14 protein-coding genes are annotated in these 19,234 nt (G+C 68.3%); 11 read left to right on the forward strand and 3 right to left on the reverse strand.

The features are described 5' to 3' along the window. The first annotated feature begins 80 nt into the window (after positions 1-80). Genes pstC through pstB form a run of 3 tightly spaced genes read left to right on the forward strand, consistent with a single transcriptional unit; the run spans position 81 to position 2,860 of the window. Entirely contained in the window at positions 81-1,076 is a 996-nt protein-coding gene (gene pstC / locus B7K22_RS07095; protein ID WP_084039245.1) for a phosphate ABC transporter permease subunit PstC, read from the forward strand. Continuing rightward, a complete protein-coding gene (gene pstA, locus B7K22_RS07100) occupies positions 1,076-2,059 on the forward strand; it encodes a phosphate ABC transporter permease PstA (protein ID WP_084039246.1) in 984 nt (327 codons plus the stop codon). The genes pstC and pstA overlap by 1 nt, the downstream gene beginning before the upstream one ends. 21 nt (positions 2,060-2,080) lie before the next feature. Next, the gene (pstB, locus tag B7K22_RS07105) at positions 2,081-2,860 is read left to right on the forward strand and encodes a phosphate ABC transporter ATP-binding protein PstB (protein WP_084039247.1); all 780 of its coding nucleotides are present in this window, start codon (positions 2,081-2,083) and stop codon (positions 2,858-2,860) included. Positions 2,861-2,981: 121 nt separating this feature from the next. On the opposite strand, the gene B7K22_RS07110 is transcribed toward pstB, so the two are convergent. After that, entirely contained in the window at positions 2,982-3,449 is a 468-nt protein-coding gene (locus B7K22_RS07110; protein WP_084039248.1) for a hypothetical protein, read from the reverse strand. 163 nt (positions 3,450-3,612) lie between these two features. Here B7K22_RS07110 and B7K22_RS07115 point away from each other — a divergent pair, with 163 nt between their 5' ends. From B7K22_RS07115 to rlmB, 8 genes are all read left to right on the forward strand, one after another. Beyond that, complete coding sequence (locus tag B7K22_RS07115) at positions 3,613-4,095, forward strand: CarD family transcriptional regulator (RefSeq protein WP_084039249.1); 483 nt, start codon at positions 3,613-3,615, stop codon at positions 4,093-4,095. Then, positions 4,092-4,763 carry a 2-C-methyl-D-erythritol 4-phosphate cytidylyltransferase gene (ispD, locus tag B7K22_RS07120; RefSeq protein WP_084039250.1) on the forward strand — a complete coding sequence of 224 codons (672 nt, stop codon included), beginning with the start codon at positions 4,092-4,094 and terminating at the stop codon, positions 4,761-4,763. The genes B7K22_RS07115 and ispD overlap by 4 nt, the downstream gene beginning before the upstream one ends. Beyond that, positions 4,760-5,248 (forward strand): 2-C-methyl-D-erythritol 2,4-cyclodiphosphate synthase, encoded by a 489-nt coding sequence (gene ispF / locus B7K22_RS07125; protein WP_084039251.1) that lies wholly within the window; start codon positions 4,760-4,762, stop codon positions 5,246-5,248. Before ispD ends, ispF begins: the two co-directional genes overlap by 4 nt. Before the next feature lie 10 nt (positions 5,249-5,258). Then, positions 5,259-6,680 carry a cysteine--tRNA ligase gene (gene cysS, locus B7K22_RS07130; protein ID WP_084039252.1) on the forward strand — a complete coding sequence of 474 codons (1,422 nt, stop codon included), beginning with the start codon at positions 5,259-5,261 and terminating at the stop codon, positions 6,678-6,680. A 291-nt stretch (positions 6,681-6,971) separates the two neighbouring features. Then, entirely contained in the window at positions 6,972-10,160 is a 3,189-nt protein-coding gene (locus B7K22_RS07135; RefSeq protein WP_084039253.1) for a carbohydrate binding domain-containing protein, read from the forward strand. Positions 10,161-10,255: 95 nt separating this feature from the next. Further along, positions 10,256-13,444 carry a carbohydrate binding domain-containing protein gene (locus tag B7K22_RS07140; RefSeq protein ID WP_159448798.1) on the forward strand — a complete coding sequence of 1,063 codons (3,189 nt, stop codon included), beginning with the start codon at positions 10,256-10,258 and terminating at the stop codon, positions 13,442-13,444. 115 nt (positions 13,445-13,559) lie between these two features. Continuing rightward, positions 13,560-15,260: an endo-1,4-beta-xylanase gene (locus tag B7K22_RS07145; protein WP_084039255.1), complete on the forward strand. Its 1,701-nt coding sequence runs from the start codon at positions 13,560-13,562 to the stop codon at positions 15,258-15,260. 62 nt (positions 15,261-15,322) lie between these two features. After that, on the forward strand, positions 15,323-16,279 hold the full coding sequence (gene rlmB / locus B7K22_RS07150; protein WP_084039256.1) for a 23S rRNA (guanosine(2251)-2'-O)-methyltransferase RlmB: 957 nt from the start codon (positions 15,323-15,325) through the stop codon (positions 16,277-16,279). Between the two features lie 8 nt (positions 16,280-16,287). Here rlmB and B7K22_RS07155 read toward each other — a convergent pair whose 3' ends face one another. Continuing rightward, entirely contained in the window at positions 16,288-17,751 is a 1,464-nt protein-coding gene (locus tag B7K22_RS07155) for a DUF4032 domain-containing protein (protein WP_084039257.1), read from the reverse strand. Between the two features lie 186 nt (positions 17,752-17,937). Then, positions 17,938-19,101: an ABC transporter ATP-binding protein gene (locus B7K22_RS07160; RefSeq protein WP_084039258.1), complete on the reverse strand. Its 1,164-nt coding sequence runs from the start codon at positions 19,099-19,101 to the stop codon at positions 17,938-17,940. Between the last annotated feature and the right edge of the window lie 133 nt (positions 19,102-19,234).

Below are 19,234 nucleotides of genomic sequence, written 5' to 3' on the forward strand. Positions count from 1 at the left end.
ACAGTGGCAGTGGGCTCATCCAGTCGGGGTGAGCCCACTGCCCCTGTCACCAGTGACGCACTAGCGAGGGAGACTCGAGCGTGACGACCACCACGTCGCCGCAGCCGGCGACCGAGGACGACTACGGGACCCACCCAGGGGCAGCGGCCAACCGCTTCTTCAAGGGGCTCTCGACTGGCGCGGGCGCGCTGATCCTCGTCACCCTCGCGGCCGTCGCGACCTTCCTCCTGCTGGAGGCATGGCCGGCGATCACGATGAGCGCGGCGGAGCTGGGGGAGTCCGTCTCCTTCATCAAGCCCGAGGACGGCCAGAGCCTCATCGAGATCATCGGGTATCTGGTCTACGGCACCCTGCTGATCTCGATCATCGCGCTGCTGCTGGCGACCCCGGTGTCGATCGGCATCGCGCTGTTCATCTCGCACTATGCGCCGCGCAAGCTCGCGCAGGGCCTGGGCTACCTGATCGACCTGCTCGCCGCGGTCCCGTCCGTGGTCTACGGCCTGTGGGGCGTCGCCGTCCTGGTGCCCGTGCTCACGCCGTTCTATCAGGTCCTCGCGGACTACCTGGGCTTCATCCCGCTGTTCGCGCCACCGGAGTCGGGAGAGATCTTCACCGGACGTGTCGCGATGAGCGCCGGCATCGTGCTCGCGATCATGATCATCCCGATCATCACCGCGGTCAGTCGCGAGGTCTTCCTGCAGACGCCCACTCTCCACGAGGAGGCGGCGCTCGCCATGGGCGCCACCCGGTGGGAGATGATCAAGATGGCGGTCTTCCCGTTCGGCCGCTCGGGCATGGTCGGCGCGACCATGCTGGGCCTGGGTCGCGCACTCGGCGAGACCATGGCCGTGCTGATGATCATCGGCCCCGGCCTCAGCTACTCCGCCCACATCCTGCAGCCCAACCAGCACAACACCATCGCCGCCTACATCGCGCTCCAGTTCCCCGAGGCCAACGCGCTCGGCGTGAACTCGCTGATCGCGATGGGCCTGGCGCTGTTCCTCATCACCCTGCTCGTCAACATGCTCGCGCGCTGGATCGTGTCGCGTCGCAGCGAATTCTCGGGAGCGAACTGATGGCCGTCACGACGCAGTCCCCCGCGCCCGTCAGGGAGGTCACGCCTCTCGGGCAGATCTCGCGCTCGCGGCGCCTCAAGAACCAGGCGATGAGCGCGGTCATCTACGGCGCCTTCATCGTCGCTCTGATACCGCTGGTGTGGCTGTCGGTCACGGTGGTCGTCAAGGGCATCGACCGGTTCATGATCTCGGATGCCGAGGGGCTCGATGCGGGCTTCAACCTCGAGTTCCTCAACCAGACCATGCGCGGCATCTTCGGCGCCGACGCGCCCTTCGGCGGAATCTCGCACGCAATCGTCGGCACGCTCATGATGACGCTCGCCGCGACGGTGATCTCCGTGCCGGTGGGACTGCTCACGGCGATCTATCTGGTCGAGTACGGCGAGGGCTGGCTCAAGCGCGCGATCACCTTCTTCGTCGACGTCATGACCGGCATCCCCTCCATCGTGGCCGGCCTGTTCGCGTACGCACTGTTCGCGCTGACGCTCGGACCGGGGACCAAGCTCGGCATCGTGGGCGCGATCGCGCTGTCGGTGCTGATGATCCCCGTGGTGGTGCGCTCGAGCGAGGAGATGCTCAGGCTCGTGCCCAATGAGCTGCGCGAGGCGTCCTACGCGCTGGGCGTGCCCAAGTGGCTGACCATCCTCAAGGTCGTCCTGCGCACCTCGATCGCCGGCGTGACGACGGGCATCACCCTCGCGATCGCCCGTGTGGTCGGCGAGACCGCTCCGCTGCTGGTCGCGGTGGGCGTCGCGGACTCGCTCAACTGGAACCTCTTCGAGGGCCGCATGATGAGCCTGCCCGTCTACATCATCTCGGAGTACGAGAAGGGCGTGCTGCCGTGCAGCACCGACGCCTGCATCGGCGAGATCACCGAGTACCGCGCGTGGGGAGCGGCCCTCGTGCTGATCCTCATCGTCATGAGCCTCAACCTCATCGCCCGACTGATCGCCAAGTACTTCTCCCCCAAGACCGGCCGCTGAGCCTGAAGAACCGGAGCACCCGTGTCCAAGCGCATCGACATCAACAACCTCAACGTGTACTACGGCAGCTTCCTCGCCGTGGAGGACGTCTCGCTGGCCATCGAGCCCAAGTCGGTGACGGCCTTCATCGGCCCGTCCGGCTGCGGCAAGTCCACCTTCATCCGCACGCTGAACCGCATGCATGAGGTCATCCCAGGCGCCCGCGTCGAGGGAGAGGTCCTCATGGACGGAGTCGACCTGTACGGCTCGGACGTCGACCCCGTGACGGTGCGCCGCCACGTGGGGATGGTCTTCCAGCGGCCCAACCCGTTCCCCACGATGTCGATCTCGGAGAACGTGCTCGCCGGCGTGAAGCTCAACAACAAGCGCATCAGCCGCTCCGACGCCGACGACCTGGTGGAGAGCTCGCTGCGCGGCGCGAACCTGTGGGCGGAGGTCAAGGATCGCCTCGACAAGCCAGGCTCCTCGCTGTCGGGCGGGCAGCAGCAGCGCCTGTGCATCGCCCGCGCGATCGCGATTAAGCCTGACGTGCTGCTCATGGACGAGCCCTGCTCCGCGCTGGACCCCATCTCGACGCTTGCGATCGAGGACCTCATCCAGGACCTCAAGGAGCAGTACACGATCGTGATCGTGACGCACAACATGCAGCAGGCGGCGCGCGTGTCGGACCGGACCGCGTTCTTCAACATCGCGGGAACGGGCAAGCCAGGCAAGCTCATCGAGATGAACGACACCCCGACCATGTTCTCGACTCCCGTCGAGAAGGCGACGGAGGACTACATCTCCGGTCGCTTCGGCTGAGCCCCGACCTCAACGCCGCGAGGCGCCGTCACCCGCGAGGGGGCGGCGCCTCGTGCGTACCCGGCCCGCGCATCGGCCTTGCCACGGACAGTACGAACCACTCTGAGCGCGACGGGGGGGCTCAGCCGAGTTCGGCGAGCACATCCGCGTACTCGGGCAGGGTGCCGTCCATGACCGGCACCTCGACGGTGAAGGTGCCGTCGGTGCTCGACATGAGCGCGGCTTCGGTGGTCAGCCCTGGGAGCACCTCGGTCGTGCCCGGCACCTCGGTCGCGCCGTCGGCGGGCCCGAGCTGCTGGTTCTGGCCCGCGGGGACCGTGACCGTGGTCATCGTCTCGCCGTCGAAGGTGACCTGGACGTCGATGTCCTCGGCGGAGCTGTTGTGGAGGGTCCCGATGAGAGTCCCCGGCTCGCCGGCGCCGGGCGACACCACGATGAGGTTGAGGCCTTCGACGGCCCCCATCTGCACCTGCGAGCCGTCGGAAGCCGCGTAGTTCTCCTGTGTCGTGATCGGGTTCACGTACGAGCACCCGGCGAGGGCCAGTGCGGCGAGAGACGCGAGGGCGCCGGTGGCGAACGAAGTCTTCACGGCGGAGCATTTCCTTTCGAGGGGGACAGCGCACCAGAAGGATACCGGTGACGGGCGCATCGGCTCCACCGGCGCGTCGCTCCAGGGCAACGCGCAGACGTCCTGTTAATGCGGCGTGTCGCGGTGGTAGAATGGGAATCCGCGAAGAAGGGCTCAACCCACAATGAACTTTGTCGTCGGCGAGACCGTCGTCTACCCGCACCACGGTGCGGCGCAGATCCAGGACATCAAGAAGCGGACCATCAGGGGCGAGGAGAAGACGTACCTCAAGCTCAAGGTGGCCCAGGGAGACCTCACCATCGAGGTGCCCGCGGAGAACGTCGATCTCGTGGGTGTCCGCGACGTCGTCGACGAGGCCGGTCTGGAGAAGGTGTTCGGCGTGCTGCGCGAGCCGTACATCGAGGAGCCCACCAACTGGTCCCGCCGCTACAAGGCGAATGTCGAGAAGCTCGCCTCCGGCGACGTGATCCGCGTGGCCGAGGTGGTCCGCGACCTGTCCCGCCGCGACACCGACAAGGGACTGTCCGCCGGCGAGAAGCGCATGCTGCACAAGGCGCGCCAGATCCTCGTCAGCGAGCTCGCGCTCGCCGAGAAGTGCGACGAGGCCGCCGCAGAGGCTCGCCTGGACGAGGTCCTCGCCTCGTGACCACCGCGGCGGTCGTCACGGCCGCCGGCTCGGGCACTCGCCTGGGCGCAGACGTGCCCAAGGCGCTCGTGCACATCGAGGGCCGCGCGCTCGTCGCCTGGGCTGTGTCGCGCGTCCTGCAGATCGCCGATGCGGTGGTCGTGACGGCGCCCGCATCGCACCTGGATGCGTTCCGCGAGGCGGTGGACGGAGCCGCCCGCGTGGTCGCCGGTGGCGCCACGCGCCAGGAGTCCGTCGCCGCAGGGCTCACCGCCCTCGCCCTGGACGATGACGACGTGGTGCTGATCCACGACGCGGCGCGCGCGTTCCAGGATCTCAGCGTCATGGCCGCGACCGTCAGGGCAGTGGAGGCCGGTGCCGACGGGGCGGTGCCCGTGGTTCCGGTGACGGACACGCTGGTCGCCGCGCCCGCCGCGGACGGCGGGTTGGGCGCGCCGCTCGACCGAGCGACGCTGCGCGCCGTGCAGACGCCCCAGACGTTCCGCGGGCGCGTCGCCCTCGATGCGCACCGCAGCACAGGCGTCGACGCCACTGACGATGCGAGCCTCGCGCGCGAGCTCGGCTACCGCATCGTCGCTGTGGACGGCCACGAGTGGGGCTTCAAGGTGACGCGCCCGAGCGACCTCATCCTCGCCGCCGCGATCGCACCACAGGTGGAGGCGTCATGACGACTCCCCGCACCGGCCTCGGGGTCGACGTCCATGCCTTCGGCGACCCGGACGGCGCCGACCTCGCGCTCGCGGGCCTGTTGTGGCCGGGTGAGACTCCGCTGTCCGGGCACTCCGATGGCGACGTGGCCGCTCACGCGGCGTGTGACGCGCTGCTGAGCGCTGCGGGCCTGGGCGACCTGGGCTCGACCTTCGGGACCGACCGACCCGAGCTGGCGGGCGCATCGGGCGTGGCGCTGCTGCAGGAGACCGCCCGGCTGGTGCGCGCGGCCGGGTTCGAGGTCGGCAACGTCGCGGTGCAGATCATCGGCAATCGCCCCAAGGTCGCCACGCGACGCGCCGAGGCCGAGGGCGTGCTGTCCGACGCCGTCGGCGCCCCGGTGAGTGTCAGCGCCACCACCACCGACGGATTGGGACTGACAGGGCGCGGCGAGGGCCTCGCGGCGCTGGCCACCGCGCTCGTCTTCCCTGCGTCCGACCGGTAGCCTGGCTCGCGTGACGCTGCACCTGTTCGACACCGCGACCCGCACCGAGCGCGCCTTCGAGCCGCTCGAGCCCGGCAGGGTCGGCATCTACCTGTGCGGCCCCACCGTCCAGGCGAGCCCTCACGTGGGTCACCTGCGCAGCGCCGTCGCGTTCGACGTGCTGCAGCGCTGGCTCGAGCGCACCGGTCACCGCGTCACCATGGTGCGCAACGTCACCGACATCGACGACAAGACGCTCGCGAAGGCCGCAGAGGCCGACGTGCCGTGGTGGCAGTGGGCCCTCCGATTCGAGCGCGAGTTCCAGGCCGCCTACGCGGCCGTGGGCGTGCGGCAGCCGGCCGCGGAGCCGCGCGCGACGGGACACATCCCGGAGATCATCGCCCTCGTGGACGCGTTGATCGACAGCGGTCATGCCTACGAGCACGAGGGATCGGTGTACTTCGACGTGCGCTCGTTCGCCGAGTACGGCTCCCTCACGCGCCAGGCGCTCGAGGACCTCACGCCCGCGCCCGACGCCCCATCAGAGGCGAAGCGCGATCCGCGCGACTTCGCGTTGTGGAAGGCGACGAAGGCCGGTGAGCCGTCGACCGCCGCGTGGGACTCGCCGTGGGGTCCCGGGCGGCCTGGCTGGCACATCGAGTGCTCGGCGATGGCGCGTCGCTTCCTCGGACCGGAGTTCGACATCCATGGGGGCGGGCTCGACCTGCGCTTCCCGCACCACGAGAACGAGCAGGCGCAGTCGCGAGCCGCCGGAGATGGCTTCGCGCGGCTGTGGATGCACTCCGCCTGGGTGACGCAGTCCGGCGCCAAGATGTCCAAGTCCCTCGGGAACGGCCTGCTCGTGTCCGAGGTGCTGGAGCGCTATCCAGCGCCCGCACTGCGGCTCGCGCTCGCGCAGGTGCACTACCGGTCGATGCTCGAGTACTCGGAGCAGACCATGGAGGACGCGACGGCGACCTGGGGCAGGCTCGCCGGCTTCGTGGCGCGGGCTGCCGAGCGCGTGGGGGACCGCGACAGTGCGGACGTCACCACCGTCGAGCTGCCCGAGCCATTCGTCGAGGCCATGGACGACGACCTGTCGGTGCCTCGTGCTCTCGCCCATGTGCACGAGACGGTGCGGGCCGGCAACGCCGCGCTGGCCTCCGGCGACGACGGGGCGCTCACGGCTGCCCTCGTGTCCGTGCGCGCGATGCTCGACGTGCTGGGGCTCGACCCTGCCTCGCCCGAGTGGGCGGAGACCGGCACCGGATCCTCGAGCGCCATGACGGCGCTGGACTCGCTCGTCCGCGCGGACATCGAGGCGCGTGCCGCCGCTCGTGCCGCCAAGGACTGGGCGACCGCGGACGAGATTCGGGACCGGCTCGCCGGCGCGGGAATCGTGATCGAGGACGCCGCGGACGGCGCCCGCTGGTCGCTCGCTGCTGAGAGCTGAGCCCTCCGGACCAGCGCGCCGACTACGCCGGACCTGTGGGGGACGGCCGCGCGGCACGAGTCGGACGGGTGCGTATCCGGCGTCGTGACACCCCTGGTGATGGGTGTCCAAAAATCGAAACGGTTCGTTGCTTCCCGCTAGCGATCTCCTGACTTAGAGTGCTTGGCAACGCTAGTTGTTCACGCTAACATCGCACTATTGCCTGTCGATTGAACGTTAACAGTCGGCTCTCTCGGCGGGCGTCAGCACGACTCATCAGCAGGACAGCTTCTCGCGATCAATGGAGATCTCATGAGTTGGAACGTCGCGGCGCCTCGCCGTCGCTCGGCCCTCGCCGTCATCGGCGCCGTCGCCCTCGCCAGCATCGCCCTCCCTTCGCCTCACGCCGAGGCGGCCGTGGACGACCCCGAGGACGTCATCGTGAACGGGACCTTCGAGGACGGGATCGCGGGGTGGACCGGCGATGGCAACGCGGAATCGACGATCGCCGCGGTCGACACACCAGTGCACGGCGGCACCGGCGCGGTGGGCGTGACGGATCGGGCCGCAACGGGAGCGGGTCCCTCGCAGGACCTGAGCGGACTGCTCGATCAGGGGCGCTCGTACGACATCAGCGCGTGGGTGCGCTTCGACGAGGGTCCGGCCACCAAGCAGTTCAACGCCACCGTGCGCTATGGCTCCGCGACCTGGGACGACTTCGCCAGCGTCGTGGCGACGCGCGGGGAGTGGGCGCAGATCACGGGCACGCTCGAGGTGGGGGCGACGGCGAACGTCGCCGACGTCACCCTGTTCTTCGAGACGCCGTGGACCTCCTCGCCGGACCCGGTGAACGACCTCATGGACTTCTTCGTCGATGACGTCTCGCTGATCGGCCAGCCCTTCACGCCGCCCACGCCTGAGGCCGGCCCCGCCATCCGCGGCCTCACGTCGACCGCGCGCGATGACGGCACCTTCGAGAACTCCATCCTGAAGGCGGACGTGCCCGACGTGAGCACGATCATGGTGCCCAAGGAGGACACCGGCGCCGAGCACGACGCCTACTACATGGTGTCCACCACCATGCACCTGTCGCCCGGCGCGCCCATCATGAAGTCGATCGACCTCGTCAACTGGGAGATCGTCAACTACACGTACGACATCCTGTCGACCGGCGACACGGACTCGCTCAGGGGCGGCACCAGCGCCTACGGGGAAGGCCAATGGGCGACGTCCCTGCGGTACCACGACGGCAAGTACTACGTGTTCTTCAACACGAACAACAACGGGCACGCGTACCTCTTCATCACCAATGACATCGAGAGCGGCGAGTGGGAGCGCATCGAGTACGACCGCACGTTCCACGATCCGTCGCTCTTCTGGGATCCGACCGACGACGACAAGCCGTATGTGCTCCACGGATACAACGGCCTGACGATCACGGAGCTCACCGAGGACCTCACACGGGCGGCGCCGGGCGGAGTCAACGCGACCCTCATCAACCAGTCGATGTACGAGGAGACGCTGGGCAGCGGCTTCGAGGGCGCTCACGCCTACTACATCGATGGCACCTACTACGTGGTGATGATCACCTGGATCCAGGGCCGACGTCAGACTCAGCTGTTCCGCAGCGACGACCTGCTGGGCCCGATCGACGGCGGTGACCCCTATGAGTACGAGGTCGTTCTCGACTCGAACGGCATCGCCCAGGGCGGACTGATCGACGTCCGGCACGAGGGCGGCGAGGTGGACAGCTACGCGATGCTGTTCCGCGACAACTACCCGCTCGGGCGCATCCCCACGTTGGTGCCTGTCGAGTGGCCCGAGCCTGGGTCCGATGCATGGCCACAGTTCGGCGACGAGAACGGGGACGTCGACCTGCCGGGCGACCTCGAGATCCCGGTCGACCTGACTCCCGCCCAGCAGCACCGCGAGAACCTCCGCCAGATCGTGACGTCGGACGACTTCGCCAACGACGCGCCCGCGCGTGCGTTCAACGACGAGGCGCACGAGGGCTACGAGGAGGAGTGGGCGAACAACGGATCCGAGCTCGCTCTCGAGTGGCAGTGGAATCACGCGCCGCACAACGAGCACTGGTCGCTCACCGACCGGGAGGGCTGGCTGCGCATCGAGAACTTCGACGTGGTGACGGGACAGGCGCAGTTCCGCAAGAACCCCATCGCCGCCAACCGACTCACCTACTTCGAGGAGACCCGCAACACGCTCTCGCAGCGGACCTTCGGACCTCGTTCGTCAGCGGAGACCCGGCTGGACATCTCGGGACTCAACGAGGGTGACGTGGCCGGCCTCGCCGTCTACACCCGCGAGTTCGGATACGTGGCGGTTCAGGACAACGGTGACACCCGGACCGTGGGGGTGGTCCACCGGACCCGCACGGGCGGCGCCTACGAGGACGACGTGAGCGCCGTCGAGAACTTCGAGCCGGGCACCACCGCGGACCTGCCCGCCGATGCGACCGACGTGTACCTCAAGGCCGACGTCGACTACACCGGACCCGGCCGGATGGCGTTCTACTACAGCCTCGACAACGAGACCTGGACGCTGCTGGGCGATGGCTACTCCATGCCGAACGACTCGTACCAGGGGCACTTCATGGGGTACCGGTTCGGACTGTTCACCTACGCGACGCTGAACGAGGGGGGCCACGCCGACTTCGACTACTACTACCTGTCGGACACCCTCACGGCCGGCTCCGACGAGCTCGACACGTCGCGTGCGGAGGAGCTGCTCGACGAGGTGGCAGGACTCAGCGCCCAGGCGTACACGCAGGCCACCTGGAGCGCGGTCGAGGACGCGGCCGAGTGGCTCGCGGAAGCGGTGGACGGAGCGTCGACACAGAATCAGATCGACGCTCCTGAGCACGAGCTCGAGGTCGCGCTCGTGTCCCTGAGGCCCGCTCCGTCGGTGTCGTTCGTGGACGTGACGCCGGACAGCACGGAGTTCTTCGAGGAGATCATGTGGCTGGCTGGTCGCGGGATCACCAAGGGCTGGGAGACTCCTGCGGGGATGGAGTTCCGTCCCGAGAGCGAGATCACTCGTGATGCGATGGCGGCGTTCCTGTACCGCTATGCGGGTGAGCCTGAGGTGGACACCTCTGGCGAGTCGCCGTTCGTGGATGTGACGCCGGACAGCACCGAGTTCTACGAGGAGATCGTGTGGCTGTCCGAGCAGGACATCACGCTGGGCTGGGACACGCCCAGGGGTCAGGAGTTCCGTCCCACGGCGCCTATCACCCGTGATGCGATGGCGGCGTTCCTGTATCGCCTGGCCGGGGAGCCCGACTGGGACGCTCCGGAGGAGTCTCCGTTCGTGGACATCACGGACTCGAACACGGAGTTCTACACGGAGATCACGTGGCTGGCTGACACGGGCATCACGCAGGGCTACGACTCGCCTCGTGGTCTGGAGTTCCGTCCGTTCAACGAGACCACTCGTGACGCGATGGCCGCGTTCCTGTACCGCTACGAGGCGGCCGCCGCATGATCGGCCGCGAGCGCGCTGGCGCGCTGGATCGCGCCGTGAGACCTCAGACCACGAACCACGAACCACACCAAGCACATCCAAGGAGGAATGTCACCATGGTTCTGAAGACACCACGACGGGCCGCGGTCGCGGCCGTGGGGTTGGGTGCGGTGCTCGTCGCCGCGCTCGTTCCCGCGGCTCACGCCGCGGACCTCGAACTCATCCCGGACGGCGGCTTCGAGTCGGGCAGCCTTGAGGGCTGGTCGGCTCAGCGCGGCGGCGCCCTGCAGATCACCGATGACGCTCGCACCGGCGACCAGGCGATGCAGGTGAACAACCGCACCGGCACGCAGTCGGGCCCCTACTTCGACATGTCGGACGCCGCTGAGGCGGGCGTCGAGTACAGCGTCTCCCTGTGGCTGAAGTGGAACTCCGCGGAGGCCACCGTCACCGAGAAGACGTTCAACCTCACCACGTGGTCGGGCGCCTACGCGTTCGACGACCGCTTCTCCGTCACCGCCCAGGAGGGCGAGTGGACCGAGCTGACCGGCACCTTCACGCTCACGGAGGACCAGGTCAACGAGGACACCTCGATCATGATCGAGACCCCGTTCGTCGGCTCGCCCGGCGCGAACGACCTCATGAGCTTCGTGGTCGACGACGTCTCCCTGCTGGCCCCGATCCCCGAGGATGCCAACATCATCGAGAACGGCGGCTTCGAGGAGGGCATCGAGCCCTGGTACGGCGACGGCAACGGCGTGTCCACGATCGAGCTCACGGATGAGACCGAGGCCCGCACGGGCGACGCAGCGCTGCTCGTCAGCGAGCGCGCGGGCACCTTCGCCGGAGCGTCCTACGATCTCAGCGGGATGCTCGAGCAGGGACGGCAGTACTACCTGTCGGCGTGGGTGCGCTACGAGGGCGAGGACACCCCGGCGACCAAGCGCTTCAACGGAACGGCGAGGTTCGGAGGCACGTCCAACACGTACTTCGACTTCGCCTACACCAACAGCACCGGCAACGGCGTCGCGGCCAAGGGCGAGTGGACGGAGATCACGGGAACTCTCAACGTCGGCGCCAGCGCCAACGTGGACGACGTGATCCTGTTCTTCGAGACGCCGTACGTCGCGAGCGGCGATCCCGACGCCGACCTCATGGACTTCTACCTCGACGACGTCGTCATGACGCTGCTCCCCGAGGTGGAGACCCCCGAGGCCGACGACGTCACCATCCCGATCGTCGGCAAGCGCGTGGGCGAGCACAATCCGCTGATGTCGCACCGCTTTGGCGCCGACGGCAACGCGTTCGTGTTCGACGGCCGCGTGTACATCTACATGACCAACGACACGCAGGAGTGGGACCCCACTCTGGACAGCGACACCAACACCTACGCTCGGATCAACGAGATCGTCGTGATCTCCTCCGATGACATGGTGAACTGGGTCGACCACGGCGCCATCTCCGTGGCCGGGCCCGAGGGCGCCGCGACGTGGGCATCCAACTCGTGGGCGCCCGCATTCGCGGCCAAGGAGGTCGACGGCGAGCAGAAGTTCTTCCTGTACTTCTCGAACAACGGCTCGAGCGTGGGCGTCCTCGAGGGCCCGACCCCGACCGGTCCGTTCACGAGCCCGCTCGACGGACCGCTCGCGGACCGCAATACCCCGGGCGTGCCCGAGGAGTACTCGGCTTGGTACTTCGACCCGGGCGTGTACGTCGCGGACGACGGCCAGGCGTACCTCTACTACGGCGGCGGCGACCCGAACCCGTCATCCGCGGTCGAGGACCCGGTCAACAACCCGATGACCACCTACGCGGTCAAGCTGGCCGACGACATGATCTCGCTCGACGGCGAGGCTCAGGTGGTCGACGCCCCGAACATCTTCGAGGCGAGCCACGTGTTCGAGCGAGACGGGAAGTACTACTACTCGTACTCGACGGACTTCACCACCGGCGGCCGTGATCCCGGAGCACCCCCGACGGGCGCGATCGCCTACCTGATGGCGGACGACCCGATGGGTCCGTGGACTCCCGCTCAGTTCGCTGGCACGGCGTTCCTCAACCAGGCGAACTTCTTCGGCAGCGGCACGGGTGGCAACAACCACCAGTCGTTCTTCGAGCTGAACGGCGAGTACTACTTCACGTACCACGCGCCCACGATCAATGCCCGGATGAACTCGGAGGCGGGGACCAACATCTCCGGCTACCGCAGCCCCCACATGCAGAAGGTGGAGTTCAACGAGGACGGCACCATCGTCCCCATCGTCGGCAACTACGCCGGCGTGGAGCAGATCAAGAACTTCGATCCGTTCCGCGTCATCGAGGCCGAGACCATCGGCTGGCAGTCCGGCGTGCTCACCGAGCTCATCGAGCGCGGCTCTGCGGAGTTCGGTCCTCAGGAGGCCAACTCCGTCCTGACGGCGCTGAACGATGGCGACTGGACCGCGCTGTCCTCGGTCGACTTCGGCGATGAGGACGAGGTGACTCTCACGGCCCGCGCGAAGCCGCTGGCTGAGGGCGCCGCCATCGAGGTCCGCGCGGGCAGCTCCACGGGCTCCCTGCTCGGCACCATCGACCTCGACGGCACCGTCGACGAGTTCGGCGAGTTCTCCACCACGCTGTCCGGCGTGGCCGGCGTGCACGACATCTTCTTCGTCTTCACGGGCGCCGAGGACGTCGAGCTCGCTGACATCGACACGTGGACCATGGCCCCCGCAGGGGGCAACGCCATCGAGTTCGGTGATGTGACGCCGGAGTCGACGGAGTTCTATGAGGAGATCATGTGGTTGGCCGGTGAGGGGATCTCGCTGGGCTGGGAGACTCCTGAGGGTCGGGAGTTCCGTCCCACGCGGTCGATCACTCGTGATGCGATGGCGGCGTTCCTGTACCGCTATGAGGGTGAGCCTGAGGTGGACACCTCTGGTCCTTCCCCGTTCGTGGATGTGACGCCGGACAGCACCGAGTTCTACGAGGAGATCGTGTGGCTGTCCGAGCAGGACATCACGCTGGGCTGGGACACGCCCAGGGGTCAGGAGTTCCGTCCCACGGCGCCTATCACCCGTGATGCGATGGCGGCGTTCCTGTATCGCCTGGCCGGGGAGCCCGACTGGGACGCTCCGGAGGAGTCTCCGTTCGTGGACATCACGGACTCGAACACGGAGTTCTACACGGAGATCACGTGGCTGGCCGACACGGGCATCACGCAGGGGTGGGACTCGCCTCGCGGTCTGGAGTTCCGACCGTTCTCCACGACCACCCGTGACGCGATGGCGGCGTTCCTGTTCCGCTACGACGACCTGCCCGTCTAAGGGCAGGTGACCGGTGTGCCCCGGCTCCCTTGCGAGAGCCGGGGCACACCCTCGCCCACAGCCACGCCGCATCGGTGACGGTGCCGCGCCCCGCTCGCAGACTCCGAGGAGAACCATGACCACCGCCCCCGCCTCTCGTGCCGTGACCGTCCTCACGGCGGGTCTCGCGCTCCTCGTCGTCTCCCTGGCACCGGCGGCTGCCGAGGAGCCGGAACCTGGCCTCACACCCATGGCGGAGGCTCTGGGCGTGCCCTTCGGGTTCGCGATCGACACGCGCGAGACGTCCGGGGCGGCTGCGGAGGTGCTGCGAACGCACGCAACGCAGTTCACGGCGGAGAACCACATGAAGCCCTACGCCTGGTACTCCGCGCCCGACGTGTTCTCCCCGCACCCCGACATCGAGACCCTCATGACCTTCGCGGTCGACAACGATCTCGACGTGCACGGCCACACGCTGGTTTGGCACTCGCAGACTCCCGACTGGTTCTTCGAGAACGCCGCCGGCGAGCCGCTGCCGGCTGACGATGCGGGTCAAGAGGTGCTGCGCGAGCGCATGCGCGACCACATCTTCGGCGTCGCGGAGCACCTCAGCTCCGAGTTCGGGCTGTTCGGCGCCGGCAACCCCATCGTCTCCTTCGACGTCGTCAACGAGGTGGTCAGCGACGGGTCGTCGGACCCGGGTGGGCTGCGCCAGTCGGAGTGGCATCGCATCCTTGGCGAGGACTTCATCGATCTCGCGTTCGCCTACGCCGACGAGGCGTTCAATCAGACGTACGCCGCTGCCGGCGCCGACCGCCCGGTCGACCTCTACATCAACGACTACTCGACGGAGTGGCCGGACAAGCGCGCCCGCCTCCACGACCTGGTCGAGAGGCTGCTCGAGCGTGGCGTGCCCGTGGACGTCGTGGGCCACCAGTTCCACGTCAGGCCGTTCATGTCGCCGCAGCAGCTCGACGACACGCTGGACGACTTCGAGGACCTCCCCATCGACCAGGCCGTCACGGAGTTCGACCTGCCCGTGGGCACGCCCGTCACCCAGCAGCGCCTCGAGGACCAGGCAGCGTACTACCGGGACGCCTTCGAGATCTTCGTCGCGCATCGCTCGGTCATCGCGGTCAGCGTGTGGGGCATCACCGACGACCGGAGCTGGCTCGCCGCGGAGGGCGCACCGCTGATGTTCGATGCCGCTGTTCAGCCCAAGCCCGCGGCGTTCGCGGTCGCCGACCTCGAGCCGCGGGTGTCCTTCGAGGATGTGACTCCCGAGTCATCGGAGTTCTTCGACGAGATCATGTGGTTGGCCGATCGAGCGGTGACGACGGGTTGGCCGACCGCGACAGGTCGGGAGTTCCGTCCCGAGAGCGAGATCACCCGTGATGCGATGGCGGCGTTCCTGTACCGGTATGCGGGTGAGCCTGAGGTGGACACCTCTGGCGAGTCTCCGTTCGTGGATGTGACGCCGGACAGCACGGAGTTCTACGAGGAGATCGTGTGGCTGTCCGAGCAGGACATCACGCTGGGTTGGGACTCGCCTCGGGGTCAGGAGTTCCGTCCCACGCAGCCGATCACTCGTGATGCGATGGCGGCGTTCCTGTACCGCTATGCGGGTGAGCCCGATTGGGATGCTCCTGAGGAGTCTCCGTTCGTGGACATCACGGAGGACAACACGGAGTTCTACACGGAGATCACGTGGCTGGCTGACACGGGCATCACGAAGGGCTACGACTCGCCTCGTGGTCTGGAGTTCCGTCCGTTCAACGAGACCACTCGTGACGCGATGGCCGCGTTCCTGTACCGCTACGACGACCTGCCCGTGTAGGTGGGCCAGTGGCGCTGAGGGCCGATGCGCGGTGTGGGCGGGCACCCGTCTACCCTTGACCCATGGCTGGAAACTCGAAGCGCCGCGGCGCCACCCGGACGGCGGGCTCCAAGAAGGGCGCGCTGAAGGGCACCGGTGGCCACGGCCGCAAGGCTCTCGAGGGCAAGGGCCCCACGCCCAAGGCGGAGGACCGACCCAATCACAAGGCGTACAAGGCCAAGCGCAGGGCCGAGTCCGAGGCCGCCAAGCGTCCGCAGCCCCGCCGCACCACTCCACGCGACCGGACCTCGGGCTCGCTGGAGCTCGTCATCGGCCGCAACTCCGTGCTCGAGGCGCTGCGCATGGGGATGGCGGCAGAGCGGCTCTCGGTCTTCACCCGGATCGACGCGGATGACCGCGTCACTGAGATCGTGTCGCTCGCCGTCGAGCACGGGCTCGAGGTGCGCGAGGTGACCAAGGCGACCCTGGACGCCATGGGCGGAGGGTCGCCGCACCAGGGCGTCGCGCTCGAGGTGCCTCCCTATGCGTATGCGGAACCCGAGGACCTGCTCGACGGGCGCGCGCCCGTGCGCATCGTCGCGCTCGACGGCATTCAGGACCCCCGCAACCTCGGCGCGATCATGCGCTCGGCTGCCGCGTTCGGTGCGACAGGAGTCGTCATCCCCGAGCGCCGGGCCGCGGGCGTGACGGTGGCCGCCTGGAAGGTGTCGGCCGGTGCCGCCTCCCGGGTTCCCGTGGCCCGCGCGACCAATCTCACGCGCGCGATCGAGGGGTACAAGAAAGCGGGCTGCTTCGTCGTGGGCCTCGACGCCGACGGCGACGTCGAGGTCGGCAGGTCCGAGCTGCTCGACGGCCCTCTCGTCATCGTGACCGGCGCTGAGGGTGCCGGTCTGTCCCGGCTCGTGCGCGAGGCGTGCGACCAGATCGTGTCCATCCCGATCGCCGGCGATACCGAGAGTCTCAATGCCTCCGTCGCGGCGTCCATCGCGCTGTACGAGGCACGCAAGGCCCTCGGCTGACCGAGCCCCTACTCCGCTGTCGGCTCCGACGGGGGAGAAGGGGGCGCGTCGGCCGTGGCCCGCTCCCGGTCACGGCCCGGCACCACGGGTGCGTTCCTCACCGGGATGCGTGTGGAGGACCGCCTGACGGTGGGCGGCTCCGACTCATCGGGCTCGGGCACCCGGCCCCACGCATACGTGTTGTCGTTGGCGTACGGGTCCCGCGCGGCGTACTCGGTGCCGTGCTCCTCGGTCAGAGCAGGGAGCTCCGCGGTCATCTCGGCGATCGAGCGGCCCAGCACGGCCTGCTCGTCGTCCTTGGTGGGAAGGATGTTCTTGACGTAGCTCGCCGTCGCCACCGGCAGGGGCACGTCGTGATCGGCGGCCTCCGCCAGGTACCACCGGTGATCGAGCACCTCGTGGTACACCTGCGCCGGCTCGAGCTTGCCGCGCAGCCCGCGCGGCACGGCCCGAACCGTGGGCTCGAACATGGTCGTCAGCCACTCGTGGGCCGCGTGCGCCTCATCCTGGTCGGGCTGGTCGCGCCACGCGCGGTACTCATCCAGATCGTTGAGCAGGCGGCGCGCCTGGTTCTCCTGGACGTCGAGCCCCGTCAGCCGCATGAGCCGCCGCTGGTGGAAGCCTGCGTCCACCACCTTGGGCCGGATGGTCACGGCCGTGCCGTCCTCGGTCTCCTCCATGTCGATCTCGTCGAGGTCGAAACCCAGGTCGTTGAGCTGGCGGACTCGTTCGGCGATCCGCATGCGGATGTTGGACGTGTGCGTCGAGGTCTCGGTCAGCGCGCTCCACAGCTCGCGATAGCGCTTCTCGAGCCGCGCGCCGATGTCGAACGGGTCGACGCTCTCATCGAGATCCTCGGAGGCTTGGAGGTCGAGCAGCTCTCCGGTGATGTTCGTGGTGGCGATGTCGAGGTCGGTCTCGCGCTGCCCGTCCGTGAGTCGCGCGTGCATGTCACCCGTCTCGGCGTCCACGAGGTAGGCCGAGAACTCCGATGCGTCGCGCCGGAACAAGGCGTTCGACAGCGACACGTCGCCCCAGTAGAAGCCCAGCAGGTGCAGTCGCACGAGCAGCACCGACAGCGCTCCCACCAGCCGCTTGAGCGTGGCGCGTCGCAGGCCCTGCGAGAACAGCGCGCGATACGGCAGCGAGTACGCGAGGTGCTCCGTGATCAGCGCGGCGGACAGCGGCTCGCCCGACGCGGACGTGCGTCCTGACACCACCGCGACGGGGTGCACGCACGGTGCCTCCATGCGCTGGAGCTCGCGCAGCATCGTGAACTCGCGGTGCGCGATCTCCGCGTTCGTCTCCTTCACCGCGATCACGCCGTCGCCGTGGCGCACGAACCGCACGACGTGGCGGGATAGCCCGCGCGGCAGCGCCGCGATGTGCTCCTCCGGCCACGCCTCGAGCGGCACGTCCCACGGGAGCTCGATGAGGGCAGGGTCTGCGGCTCCGGTGATGTGCAGCGGCATGGCCCCAGCGTAACCGGCGCCCGCGCGCCCGAGCCCGCCCGCGCATCGGCTCTGCGGCCGGCCGATGCGCTCCGTCCGAGTTTCGCAACCCGCGCTGCGCACCGGCGTCGCGGAGCAGGCGGCAGGGCGGGAACAGCAGGAGGGGCGGCCCCTCGCGGGACCGCCCCTCCTGTGACTGCTACGCGATCAGGCCTTGTGAGTCGCCGATGCGTCGGTGTGCACCTCGGACGACAGACGCTCGCCGGTGGCAGCGGAGAACACGTGCTGCTCGCCCTCGCGGATCTTGACCCACACGGTGTCGCCCTTGCCGGGGACATCGCGGGGGTCGATGCGCACGATCATCTGCGAGTCGCCAGCGGCGAAGTGCACGTCCTCGGCACCGCCGAACTCGTTGGGCACCTCGCCGTAGACGAAGGCGTCCGAGCCGAGCTCCTCGACCACGTCGACCTCGATCGGGATCGCTCCGTCGGTGTTGGGCGCCACGCGGTCGAGGGACTCGGGGCGGAAGCCCAGGACGACGTGGTTCTTGTCCTCTGCCTTGAGCGCGGAGACGGCCTCGCGGGCGAGGTCGACCTTGGCGCGGCCCACCTGAGCCTGGCCGTCGAACACCTGGTAGGTGCCGATGTTCATCGCGGGCGAGCCGATGAAGCCTGCCACGAACACGTTGGCGGGGGCGTCGTACATGTCGCGCGGCGAGCCCACCTGCTGAAGGACGCCGTCCTTGAGCACGGCGATGCGGTCGCCCATGGTGAGCGCCTCGACCTGGTCGTGGGTCACGTAGACCGTGGTAGTGCCCAGACGGCGCTGGAGCGCGGCGATCTGGGTACGGGTCTGGACACGGAGCTTGGCGTCGAGGTTCGACAGCGGCTCGTCCATGAGGAACACCTGCGGCTGGCGCACGATCGCGCGACCCATGGCCACGCGCTGGCGCTGACCGCCGGACAGGGCCTTGGGCTTGCGGTCGAGGTACTCGGTCAGGTCGAGGATCTTCGCCGCGGCCTCGACGCGCTGGCGGATCTCCGCCTTGTCGACCTTGGCGATCTTGAGCGCGAAGCCCATGTTGTCCGCCACGGTCATGTGCGGGTAGAGCGCGTAGGACTGGAACACCATCGCGATGTCGCGATCCTTGGGCTGGACGTGGGTGACGTCGCGGTCGCCCACCCAGATGGCTCCCTGGTCGATGTCCTCGAGTCCCGCGAGCATGCGCAGGGAGGTCGACTTTCCGCAGCCGGAAGGTCCGACGAGGACGAGGAACTCGCCGTCGGCGATCTCCAGGTCGAGGGAGTCGACCGCCGGGCGCTCGGTCCCGGGATAGATGCGCGACGCCTTGTCGTAGGTAACGCTGGCCATGAGATGGTCCCTTCACCGGCAGGTACGTGCCGGACGATCCGTAGTGAAGAGTGCCGATGTGGTGTCCACAGTGACACTTCCCGTGCCGAAGTCGAGACGGGTGCATTCATCCTGCCACATCGTGCGGACGGGT

Source organism: Demequina sp. NBRC 110053, assembly GCF_002090095.1.
GTDB lineage: Bacteria > Actinomycetota > Actinomycetes > Actinomycetales > Demequinaceae > Demequina.

Excerpts from the sequence above, each read along its gene's own strand:
- ispF (WP_084039251.1), top strand. The coding sequence starts at position 4,760 with ATGACGACTCCCCGCACCGGCCTCGGGGTCGACGTCCATGCCTTCGGC.
- rlmB (WP_084039256.1), top strand. The coding sequence starts at position 15,323 with ATGGCTGGAAACTCGAAGCGCCGCGGCGCCACCCGGACGGCGGGCTCC.
- B7K22_RS07115 (WP_084039249.1), top strand. The coding sequence starts at position 3,613 with ATGAACTTTGTCGTCGGCGAGACCGTCGTCTACCCGCACCACGGTGCG.
- B7K22_RS07135 (WP_084039253.1), top strand. The coding sequence starts at position 6,972 with ATGAGTTGGAACGTCGCGGCGCCTCGCCGTCGCTCGGCCCTCGCCGTC.
- B7K22_RS07145 (WP_084039255.1), top strand. The coding sequence starts at position 13,560 with ATGACCACCGCCCCCGCCTCTCGTGCCGTGACCGTCCTCACGGCGGGT.
- B7K22_RS07140 (WP_159448798.1), top strand. The coding sequence starts at position 10,256 with ATGGTTCTGAAGACACCACGACGGGCCGCGGTCGCGGCCGTGGGGTTG.
- B7K22_RS07160 (WP_084039258.1), bottom strand. The coding sequence starts at position 19,101 with ATGGCCAGCGTTACCTACGACAAGGCGTCGCGCATCTATCCCGGGACC.
- B7K22_RS07155 (WP_084039257.1), bottom strand. The coding sequence starts at position 17,751 with ATGCCGCTGCACATCACCGGAGCCGCAGACCCTGCCCTCATCGAGCTC.
- pstA (WP_084039246.1), top strand. The coding sequence starts at position 1,076 with ATGGCCGTCACGACGCAGTCCCCCGCGCCCGTCAGGGAGGTCACGCCT.